Consider the following 10,843-nt stretch of genomic DNA (forward strand, 5'->3'; position numbering starts at 1 on the left):
AGAATTCAGAGATTGTGAGTACAGAATTTCCAGATTGGACACGATTGCAAAAAGCGCTAGCGGTGGAAGCCGAAAATGGCTTTACTGATTTACAGGGAAATCAGTATCGTTTTAGTGAGTTTCTTTGCCTCAGTTTGGGCAAGACACCCAACGGACTTCTCCCGGTGGAACGGCGCAAATGGCAGTCAATTGCGGCTGAGTTTGAACGTTATCATCATCAGACGGTAGAAGCGCGTCAATCTCTGATAGCTGATACGCAACAGTTCCTCAACAAGCTGCAACAGGAACTTCAGCGCCGGGAACGGGAAAAGACTCATCCGCCTCAAACATCGACGGTTAAAGCCCCCCGGACTACGCCTCTGGTGGCGGAAACCTCCAAGTTAAACGTTAATTTTACCTTGGACTCACCGTTGTCCGAGTTACCCGATATTGGTCGTCGCCGCAGTGATTATTTAGGGCGTTTGGGAGTATATACGGTGCGAGATATGCTCTACTATTATCCGAGGGATCATATTGATTATGCCCGTCAGGTGAATGTTAAGGAGTTAGTCGCCGGGGAGACGGTGACAGTAGTGGGTACGGTGAAGCGTTGTAACTGTTTTACCAGTCCTCGGAATAAAAAGTTATCGATTTTTGAGTTATTAATTAAAGATAGTACGGGTCAACTAAAACTGAATCGCTTTTTTGCGGGGAATCGTTTCAATCATCGGGGTTGGCAAGAACAACAAAAACGTCGCTATCCAGCTGGGGCGATTGTGGCAGCGTCGGGGTTGGTGAAAAAGAATAAGTATGGGATTACTCTGGATACGCCAGAAATTGAGGTGTTAGACCATCTGGGGGGGAGTATTGACTCCTTAAAAATTGGTCGGGTTATGCCGGTTTATCCCTTGACCGAAGGAGTACCAGCCGATTGGGTGAGACAGGCGGTGATGGCGGTGTTACCGGCGGTGAATCAACTGCAAGAGCCATTGCCGAAGGGGATGCGCCAGCAGTATGATTTGATGGGAGTGAGTGACGCGATCGCGAATCTCCATTTTCCCACTGATACGGATACCCTCAGCCGTGCCAGACGTCGTTTGGTGTTTGATGAGTTCTTCTATTTACAGTTAGGGTTTCTCCAACGGCGGAAAATGCAGCAGCAAGTTCAATCCAGTGCTATTCTCGCGCCCACGGGGAAACTGGTTGATCAATTTTATCACCTGCTACCCTTTGAACTCACCTCTGCCCAAAAACGGGTCGTCAACGATATTCTCAACGATTTACAACAACCCACGCCGATGAATCGCTTAGTCCAAGGGGATGTGGGTTCCGGGAAAACGGTGGTGGCGGTGCTGGCAATTTTGGCGGCGATTCAATCCGGGTATCAAGCCGCGTTAATGGCACCGACGGAAGTATTAGCTGAACAGCATTATCGTAAATTAGTCAGTTGGTTTAATTTACTCCATCTTCCCGTGGAATTACTAACGGGTTCAGTGAAAGTAAAGAAGCGCCGGGAAATCCATTCTCAGTTAGAAACCGGGGAATTACCGTTATTAGTGGGAACCCATGCGTTAATTCAAGACTCGGTGAATTTTCAGCGCTTAGGATTGGTGGTGATTGATGAACAGCATCGGTTTGGTGTGGAACAACGAGCGCAGTTGCAGCAAAAGGGACAATCTCCCCATGTCTTAACCCTAACAGCGACGCCAATTCCGCGAACCTTGGCGTTAACCTTGCACGGGGATTTGGATGTGAGTCAGATTGATGAGTTACCACCAGGGCGTCAAAAAATTCACACGTCGGTATTAACTGGGAAGGAACGCCAAAACGCTTATGAATTGATGCGTCGAGAAATTGCCCAAGGGCGTCAAGCGTATATTGTCCTACCGTTAATCGAAGAATCAGAAAAACTGGATGTGCGATCGGCAGTCGAGGAGCATCAGCGACTTTCTGAGAGTATTTTCCCACATTTTCAGGTGGGATTGCTACATGGGCGGATGAGTTCGGCGGAGAAGGATGAGGCGTTGAATGCGTTTCGGGATAATCAGACGCAAATTATCGTCTCCACCACGGTAATTGAGGTGGGGGTAGATGTCCCGAATGCGACGGTGATGATGATTGAAAATGCGGAACGGTTTGGCTTGTCACAGTTGCACCAATTACGAGGGCGGGTGGGAAGGGGTTCCCATCAATCCTATTGTTTATTAATGAGTGGGTCAAAAACCGATACCGCGCGTCAGCGTTTGGGGGTGTTGGAACAGTCTCAAGATGGCTTTTTTATCTCGGAAATGGATATGCGGTTTCGAGGTCCTGGGGAGGTGTTGGGGCGGCGTCAGTCGGGGTTGGCGGATTTTGCCTTAGCCAGTTTGGTAGAGGACCAAGAGGTGTTGAATTTGGCAAGGGATGCGGCGGAGAAGATTGTGCTAGAGGATAAGGCGTTGGAGAGTTTGCCGTTAATTAAGGCGGAGTTGGACTATCGGTATTCTAAGTTAATGGGTGGGGCGATTTTAACCTAATGTAGAGACTAAAATGCAATGTCTCTACCATAAGATGCTCTTTACCGCTATTTTATCCGGTGGGATGGCTCTAATAATCGTCACCGGATTCAGAGGGGTAAAACGAGTGAGTTGGGCGACGGGGATGGAACGGGAAAGCTGAACCTGTAATAATCGATACGTCCAACCGCGATCGCTAAACCAATTGACTGCCTGATTTAGGTGTTCTAATGTGGCTAAGGCTAACACGATTATGCCATTATCTCCTAATTGTGCCTGGGTTCGTTCTAAAATCGCCACTAAATTCCCGCCACTTCCGCCAATAAAAACCCGCTGGGGGGTGGGCAGTTGAGATAATATATCCGGTGCTGTACCATAGATAGAGGTAACATTCCTAACCTGTAAACGGCGGCAATTTTGTTCAATTAAAGCCGTTCCCATCGCCGTTTTTTCAATCGCATAGACGTGAGACGTCGGCGATAATCGGGCAATTTCAACGGAGACGGAACCCGTTCCTGCACCAATATCCCAGATAATTTGTTTGGGTTGTAGGGAGAGTTCCGCTAGAATCAGAGTACGGATTTCGCGCTTAGTGATTAAACCCGGGCGATCGCGAAAACTGGCAAAACTGTGATCCGATACCCCTAAAATAGGTAAAGTGGCGACATCTAGGGGAATATCACTGGGTTCAGACTGACGCAGAAGAATCACCACATTCAGGGGCGCGATCGCTTCTAAGTGTACAATATCCACAGGCAAACACCGCACCCGTTCATCAGTTCCACCGAGGTTTTCACACAGCCAAAACTGGTACTCACAGGGTAAATCCAGATCAAGTAATAGGTTTGCGATCGCACTCGGCGTATTTATTTTATCCGTAAGCACGGCAATTTTTTCGGTTCCCTGTTGTAATGCTTGGGTTAACCGTTCTAAAGAACGCCCATGACTACTAATCGTCACCGCATCTTGCCAAGGGACTTTCACCCGACTAAAAGCTAATTGTACCGCACTGACATGGGGATGAAACGTGAGATGTTCAGGTGGCAATTCAGCTAATAGCAAACGACCCAAGCCAAAAAACAACGGATCACCAGTCACTAACACGATGATACAGCAACTTGGCTCATTCTTAGCCAACTGGCGACGAATCTCGCGGATCACCTGCGTCAAATCGCCCAAAACCAGGCGGCGTGAGGGATATTCAGGAAAGTAACTCAGGACGCGATCGCTCCCCACCAACAGAGTCGCCCGTTCTACTAATTGTCGCACAGATTCTGTCAGTCCCCCTGCGCCATCTAAACCGATTCCGACTACATGAATATCATTTGTCATTTGTCATTCGTCATTCGTCATTCGTCATTCGTCATTTGTTATTAATAGTTTATGTAGGGTGGGCATTGCCCACCAGCCTTAAGTCAATGCCATTGAACTTAAGATTTGTTCCCTCTACTGCAATCTTTAAATTCACGACTTTTCCCAGGCTAAGACCATTAAAGCATTAAGCATCGCCGCCGCGACAGGGGAACCCCCTTTGCGTCCATTAATCCGAATTTGGGGAATGGGAGTTTTTGCTAAAGTATCTTTAGCTTCCACGACAGAAATAAACCCCACAGGTGCGCCAATAACCAAAGCAGGTTTTACTAAAGATTGTTGTAACTCAGCACATAATGCTAAAAGTGCAGTCGGCGCATTACCAAACACATAAATGGCTTCAGGAAACTGACAATAACAACTTAATAAACCCGTTTCCGTGCGCGTCTTCCCCGGAAGCGCCACCGACGCTTGTTCAACCGCCGCCATGACAGGATTCCCGAAAGTTTTACTCACCATTCCCCTAATTCCCTGTTTAACCATACCCACATCAGTAATAATCGGGACTTTATTCTGAATAGCTGTAATTCCGGATGTAATTGCCTCTGGACTAAAATAAATCAGTTTAGCAAATTCAAAATCAGCGGTACTGTGAATCACTCGCCGAACAACCGCATATTCATCAGGCGTGAACCTATGTTCACCAATTTCTTGGTCAATTATAGCGAAACTTTGCTCTAAAATTGGATGATTTAGCGGATTCATAGAAATCATCTATCGTTATTTTCCCTAAATAAGTCGCGAACTAAATATTCTAATTAAAAGCCTTAATCCGTAGGGTGCGTTAGCGTAGCGTAACGCACCATTACATTGCTCAAACTATTCCCTGTCAATCACTTTCTGCAAAAACTCAGCAAGTTCAGTCATTTTGTCAGGTTTATGTTCAAATAACCATTCAGTAAGCTTAAGCGAATGTCGAGTTTTGCGAAATTCTATTCGATTTTCTGACAACTCCGAAAATAAATCCTTGAGCAGCTTTGCTGCATTAATATTCTGGTTAACCCAGTCTGAATCCTTTAGTTTTTCCTCCTGAAACTCTTTCGAGTCAAAATAACGCTTCTTAGATTTCTTATCCATAAGTATTTGCTCAACATCCAATTCAGTGACTTTAGCAGCATCAACGTCTTCAGGGGGAAGATATTCTTCATACTCATCATTAATAATGCTAGTGATTGCTTGTGGGTGCAGCAGATAATTTTCATACATACAGCGAGGGAGAAAGAACAAATTAGGACGTTCCCTTTCCAGCTTGGCAATTTCAGCATTTGACCTATTCTCTCGATCAAATACAAACCGCATCTGATCCGGGAATAAACTGATCCGACTACTCAGGCGCTCGTAGATGTAAAATATAGTCTCAGTCGCTTTAGTGGATTTCTGCTGAAAATCTCCAACCTTTCTAACTCTGAGGATTTGTAGTTCTCTTAGAGAAGATATTTTCGCTAATTTCTCTAAAATCATCGGAAAACAGTTTTCCTCCGTTTCTCCTTCCACCCAGAGAATATTATCCATCCCGAAAATATCGGATAATCTAACGCCTAAGTCAGTTAATAGAGAACGCTGTTCCTTAATATCGTCTAAATTCATCACCTCGGCTTTGCTTTCCCCCTCCTCATACCGCAGCTTCACAATAGTAGAAGGATTCGCCGCCGCTATAATCATCGGTGAGTGAGTAGCGATAAAATATTGGTGCTGCGGAAACTCTTTGAGAATCTCGATTAGTTTCTTCGCTGCACCCGGATGTAGGAAGGATTGGGGTTCATCGATAATGATAGTTCGCGGTTCTTGGGAAGTAAGAACAACGTAGAGAATTGCCAATACCTGACCAATTCCAGTCCCACAAGCTGAAAGGGGAAATGCTAAATCTTCTCTATCGTTTTCAACAGCATCTTTCGACCATACTAAAATTTCTATTGAAGAAGAGGAAAGTACAGGTCTTTCTTTTTGCCTTATATTATGAACAGAAACAACATTGATTTCCGGAAATATTCTTGATATATATTCGTTGAATTTATCAAATATTTTCCGATTTCCTCGCTCCTCTAATTTATTGATAACTTCAGGAAGGTTAGATGCGTCAGCTCGAAGATATCGGCTACTTCCAGAAGCACATATTGACCGAGTAGTACGTTCAGCATGAAAACGATATATACGGTGTTTAAATTTATTAACTATCGTAATCCAAATATATTTTTTATCTCCCTCAATAGTTATTTCATTGCCAATCTTTAATTTATTGTCTCCTCGCAACTCAAAAGAAATTATTTTGGCTTTATGCTTTATCCCAACTCTACTATTCCAATTAGTGTCTGTAACATGGTAAAGCTTTATGGTAGGATTTAGATCAGGGATTTGTATATCATTATCTTTAATATATGAATTTCCTGCTTGATAAGCTTGAATATTAATGTCTTGAGAACTGTATAGCCATTCTTGTAAAAAATCAACGAATTCTTTTGATTCTTGATGATTGTGCGGCAATATCCCAAAGGAATGATCAGGTAATTTATTTATGAAATCAATAAATTCCGCCTTGGATAAAGTTACTATAATTTCTGCCCTTGATTCATCATCTAATCGTGAATCTGAATTGGGTAAGGTTCTCAAACTCCGATGCGGCACATTCTCAAAATTCAGCGTCAGTGCCTCCAACAGCGCCGTCTTCCCCGAATTATTCTGTCCCACAATAATATTAATACCGGGCGCAAACTCCAACCAACCCGAATCCCGAAACGACTTATAATTATACAATCGAAACTTAACCAGAAACATCCTACCATCTCCCACTCACACTAACGCCCACCCCTCTGCGAACCTCTGCGCTTACCTCTGCGTTCCTCTGCGTTAAAACGATTCAATCCTGAGACCAAACCACTCAAAACAATCCAGTCTTCAAAAACCTAAAAGAGGGCGGGTTTTAAAATTATCTATGCTAACTTTTCCCCACCCCTCCACCCCACCCTAACTCAAAACTCAACAACAGGAAAATCCGATTCGCGATAGAAATGAGTCATATTATCAAACTTCCGCAACTCAGCCCGCTTAACCCCAAACGAATTATCCTCCTTCCCTAACCATTGCTCATTCAAATCTGATAACCTAGTACTGATGCGATCGCGCTCAAGCTGTGCTGGAATTTCCCCGAAGTATCCTAACGTAATATGCGCCGTAAAATGGTACTGCTGCTCAACCCCCAAACCAATTAACCCCGGATTTTGATAAAGACAGCGCCGGAACTCAACCACTCGTTGATAAGACTCCTCATCTTTTGGTACCAAACAAACCCCAATCGCACGGGGCATAACAATCACGCCAAAAAACTGCCAATATATAGGATAAGAACTCCTATACAACTCCTGATATTGCCCAAAACTCTCCCGAATGCGTCCCTGAAGTTGCGGCTCAAACTCTAGATTATCCCGCACCGCATCCCGATAATTATTCTCCCAAATTAAATCCGCCAGCGTTAAGTGAAAACTCTCAGGCGGAAGCGATATCATTAAACTCGACTTAAATTCCCCTTCTAATATTGTTTGTAACTCTTGCAAACTCCCGTAAAACGCCTGATTCTCCGACTCATCCTCCCAGGGTGGCGTCATCACCGTGTATCCTGGAAAATTAACCGCCTTGGTTGTGCCATCAGCCAGATGCTCAAACTTCGGTGACTCCTGGATATTGGGTAACTGAGAGTGATAACTATCGAGTACAGTCATCCTCACCACCCGATTAATATAAGTTGGATAGGTATCATCCACGTTTCATTTCCTCCGAATGCGCTAAACGTCCTTATGCCAATTTATCTTTATTGGGGAGACAATGACTTCGCCCTTACCCAAGCCATCAACGAACTACGCCAGTCCGTCCTCGACCCCAACTGGCTGAGTTTTAACTATGATAGAATTCCCCCAGACCAACCCGACGCCGTGATTCAGGGACTCAATCAGGCGATGACTCCCCCATTTGGGATGGGAGGGCGATTAGTCTGGCTCGTTGATACCACCGTTTGCCAAACCTGTTCCGAAAATGTTCTCGCTGAACTTGGACGAACTCTCCCCGCCATTCCACCAGAATCTATATTACTCCTCACCAGTCATCATCGACCCGATGGGCGACTCAAATCCACCAAACTGCTGCAAAAACACGCCAAAATCAAAGAATTTCCCCTAATTCCCCCCTGGAAAACCGAGGAATTAGTCCAACAGGTTAAATCCTACGCCCAAACCACAGGTGTTAAACTCACCCCCCTAGCGGCTGAACTCCTCGCTGATGCAGTGGGTAATAATACCCGTCAACTTGCCAACGAACTCGACAAATTACGCCTTTACGCTGGCGATGAGACAACTAGCTTAGATGAACGCGCTGTTTCTGCATTAGTCACCACCACAACTCACAATAGCCTACAATTAGCCGGGACTATTCTCAACGGCGATACAACTAAAGCATTAGGATTGATTGCTGACTTAATCAACAACAACGAACACCCATTACGAATTGTCGCTACCCTTGTGGGACAATTTCGCACTTGGTTATGGGTGAAGCTAATGATGAGTGAGGGAGAAAAGGATATAAAAGTTATTGCTAACGCCGCCGAAGTTGGTAACCCTAAGCGTATTTACTTTCTGAAGAAAGATGTGCAGCACCTCAGCCTGGGTCAATTAATGGCAACGTTACGAGTTTTATTAGAGTTAGAGGTTAGCCTAAAACGGGGTGCTGACGGACTCTCAACTCTGCAAACTCAAGTGATTAAACTGTGTCAAATTTGTCGTTAATTTGTCATTTGTCATTTGTCATTTGTCATTTGTCATTTGTCATTTGTCATTTGTCATTTGTCATTTGTCATTTGTCATTTGTCATTTGTCAGGGAATAGGGTGATAGGCTATAGAAATTTTGTCTCTCATCTCCCCAGCTTCCAGACGTAGCATGCTACGTCTCTACATTGCTTCCCCAGCTTCCCCACACCCAACACCCCACACCCAACACCCCACACCCGACACCCCACACCCGACACCCCACACCCAACACCCCACACCCAACACCCCACACCCAACACCCGACACCCGACACCCCACACCCAACACCCCACACCCAACACCCCACACCCCACACCCCACACCCAACACCCAACACCCAACACCCCACACCCAACACCCCACACCCGACACCCGACACCCGACACCCCACACCCAACACCCGACAGCGGAACTTCTATCCCCTAAAATAGTTCAGGAAAAACAAGCCCACTCTGGGTTTTGTTGTGTACTGTTTAGGTATTTGCGATCCTCATGATCACGTCCTACTGTAATCACCCTAATTTGACTCGTTTCTCTCGTCCACTTATTGTAGCTGCACTAACCAGCTTAGGTTTACTGTCTGGGTTCATTCCCGAACTTTCGCGACAGTCTCTAAGTTTGGACTTCAGCCGTGCTGTCTATGCTCAACAAGCGGTTACCGATGTGGAGGTTACCAACTATGCTAGAGCAGTTTTAGCCATGGAACCCTTGCGCCAAGTTGCCTATAACGAAATTAAAAAAATTGTAAATGGCAACATTCCTGATATCCAGTGTCATCGCTCAGAAACCATCAATCAACTGCCGTCTCAGGAGGCGCGAAAAATTGCCAATACTTATTGTAACCAAGCGTTAGCGCTGGTGAATAATTATTTAACTCCCTCCCGATTCAATCAAATTACACGTCTGGCAGAAAAAGATAGTAATTTACGACAGCGGATTCAAGATGCATTACAAACACAGCAAGAATCCAGCCAACGATAAGCCCCTCTTGTGGTACAATACCACTCGGTAAGGAACTCGCTAATATAAGCAAGAACCCTGAGTTTTACTAAGTTCCTGAATTCCAAACGGTCAAAACCTGTCAAAATAGAGCTACACTTTGCCGTTGCTACTTGAATCGGATTCCATGCCCATACAGGCGCGATCGCGAACGTTGAGATTTCCCTGGACGAGTTGTATCACTGCACTCGCCCTCATTCTCTCTGGATGTGCCTCTAACTCCACTCCTGAGGCAAATCCCCCTATTTCTCCCCTACCAGCCGAAACCATCACCGAAGAGGAAATCAACAATTACGCTAAGGCAATTATGGCGATAGAAAATAGCCGTCAGACAGCCTTCAGTGAAATTCAGCAACAGATGAATCAAGAGCCCATTCCTAATATCATCTGTACCCAACCCGATTCCCTCCAAGAACTCCCCTCTGATGTCCAAGGGATTGCCGTCAACTACTGCAATAAAGCCAAAGAAATTGGCGAAAGTTATGGGTTCAACATGGCTCAATTTAACGCCATTACAGCTACCGTCATCAGCGACATGAATTTACAACGGCAAATTCAAAATGAACTGATTCGGCTGCAACGGTCACTTTAGGTCACTTTAGCTTGACAAATTGAGCAATTTATGCTGACGTTGACGCAACGCTTGAACTCAGCGACAGAACTCTCCGCTAATTTTACACTTTCCCTCACCGCCGAGGAACGCACCCGGACACGCTACCGCTTTGAATTTGAAACCCCAGAGGGTCAGGGTTTGTATCTGCGTTTACCGAGAGGGATGATTCTCAATGATGGGGATTTACTCCAATCTGAGACAGGAGAGATAGTGGTGCAGATTGCGGCGAAACCCGAACCTGTTTTAACCGTTACGTCTCCCCATCCCCTGAGTTTACTGCGAGCCGCCTATCACCTTGGTAATCGCCACGTCCCCTTGGAAGTCACTCCCCACTATTTACGCTTATCACCTGACTCCGTTTTACAGGCGATGCTGAATCAGTTAGGCGTGGATGTGAAGCCAGAAATTGCTCCCTTTCAACCCGAAATTGGGGCGTATCACCATCACAGTTGAACCCACCCGAATCGCGAGGGGCTACCCCTTCAACGAAGTAAGGGGTAGGGGGATAGCGGAAAATGCGAGGGGTCAATCCCCGAAGTATTTTCAATCTCTCTCTTTCTTTCTATCTATCTATCCCATGTAGTGGTATAGTTTA

Annotated in this window: 11 protein-coding genes; 6 read left to right on the forward strand and 5 right to left on the reverse strand. The window is 45.4% G+C overall.

Annotated elements, in window-relative coordinates; genetic code table 11:
• Positions 1-14: 14 nt before the first annotated feature.
• Complete coding sequence (recG, locus tag RIG27_RS05785) at positions 15-2,495, forward strand: ATP-dependent DNA helicase RecG (RefSeq protein ID WP_446343263.1); 2,481 nt, start codon at positions 15-17, stop codon at positions 2,493-2,495.
• Between the two features lie 24 nt (positions 2,496-2,519).
• Here the strand turns inward: recG and cbiE are convergent, their stop codons facing one another.
• The 4 genes from cbiE to RIG27_RS05805 form a co-directional block, all read right to left on the reverse strand.
• Positions 2,520-3,806, reverse strand: coding sequence for a precorrin-6y C5,15-methyltransferase (decarboxylating) subunit CbiE (gene cbiE, locus RIG27_RS05790; protein WP_446343265.1), 1,287 nt, complete (start codon positions 3,804-3,806; stop codon positions 2,520-2,522).
• 132 nt (positions 3,807-3,938) lie between these two features.
• On the reverse strand, positions 3,939-4,550 hold the full coding sequence (locus RIG27_RS05795) for a cobalt-precorrin-8X methylmutase (protein WP_446343267.1): 612 nt from the start codon (positions 4,548-4,550) through the stop codon (positions 3,939-3,941).
• 114 nt (positions 4,551-4,664) lie between these two features.
• Entirely contained in the window at positions 4,665-6,617 is a 1,953-nt protein-coding gene (locus tag RIG27_RS05800; RefSeq protein ID WP_446343269.1) for an AAA family ATPase, read from the reverse strand.
• Positions 6,618-6,811: 194 nt separating this feature from the next.
• The gene (locus tag RIG27_RS05805) at positions 6,812-7,600 is read right to left on the reverse strand and encodes a DUF1868 domain-containing protein (RefSeq protein ID WP_446343271.1); all 789 of its coding nucleotides are present in this window, start codon (positions 7,598-7,600) and stop codon (positions 6,812-6,814) included.
• Between the two features lie 33 nt (positions 7,601-7,633).
• Between RIG27_RS05805 and holA the strand changes: the two genes are divergently transcribed.
• Positions 7,634-8,614 carry a DNA polymerase III subunit delta gene (gene holA / locus RIG27_RS05810; RefSeq protein ID WP_446343273.1) on the forward strand — a complete coding sequence of 327 codons (981 nt, stop codon included), beginning with the start codon at positions 7,634-7,636 and terminating at the stop codon, positions 8,612-8,614.
• Positions 8,596-8,718: a hypothetical protein gene (locus tag RIG27_RS05815; protein WP_446343275.1), complete on the forward strand. Its 123-nt coding sequence runs from the start codon at positions 8,596-8,598 to the stop codon at positions 8,716-8,718. Before holA ends, RIG27_RS05815 begins: the two co-directional genes overlap by 19 nt.
• Before the next feature lie 59 nt (positions 8,719-8,777).
• Here the strand turns inward: RIG27_RS05815 and RIG27_RS05820 are convergent, their stop codons facing one another.
• On the reverse strand, positions 8,778-9,029 hold the full coding sequence (locus RIG27_RS05820; protein ID WP_446343277.1) for a hypothetical protein: 252 nt from the start codon (positions 9,027-9,029) through the stop codon (positions 8,778-8,780).
• A 99-nt stretch (positions 9,030-9,128) separates the two neighbouring features.
• Here RIG27_RS05820 and RIG27_RS05825 point away from each other — a divergent pair, with 99 nt between their 5' ends.
• The 3 genes from RIG27_RS05825 to ureE all read left to right on the forward strand — a co-directional run bounded on the left by RIG27_RS05825 (position 9,129) and on the right by ureE (position 10,701).
• On the forward strand, positions 9,129-9,617 hold the full coding sequence (locus RIG27_RS05825) for a DUF4168 domain-containing protein (protein ID WP_446343279.1): 489 nt from the start codon (positions 9,129-9,131) through the stop codon (positions 9,615-9,617).
• A 118-nt stretch (positions 9,618-9,735) separates the two neighbouring features.
• Positions 9,736-10,227 carry a DUF4168 domain-containing protein gene (locus RIG27_RS05830; protein ID WP_446343281.1) on the forward strand — a complete coding sequence of 164 codons (492 nt, stop codon included), beginning with the start codon at positions 9,736-9,738 and terminating at the stop codon, positions 10,225-10,227.
• A 30-nt stretch (positions 10,228-10,257) separates the two neighbouring features.
• Entirely contained in the window at positions 10,258-10,701 is a 444-nt protein-coding gene (gene ureE / locus RIG27_RS05835; protein WP_446343283.1) for an urease accessory protein UreE, read from the forward strand.
• Positions 10,702-10,843 lie beyond the last annotated feature (142 nt).

This window comes from Coleofasciculus sp. F4-SAH-05, assembly GCF_040222985.1.
Taxonomy (GTDB): Bacteria; Cyanobacteriota; Cyanobacteriia; order Cyanobacteriales; family Coleofasciculaceae; genus Coleofasciculus; species Coleofasciculus chthonoplastes.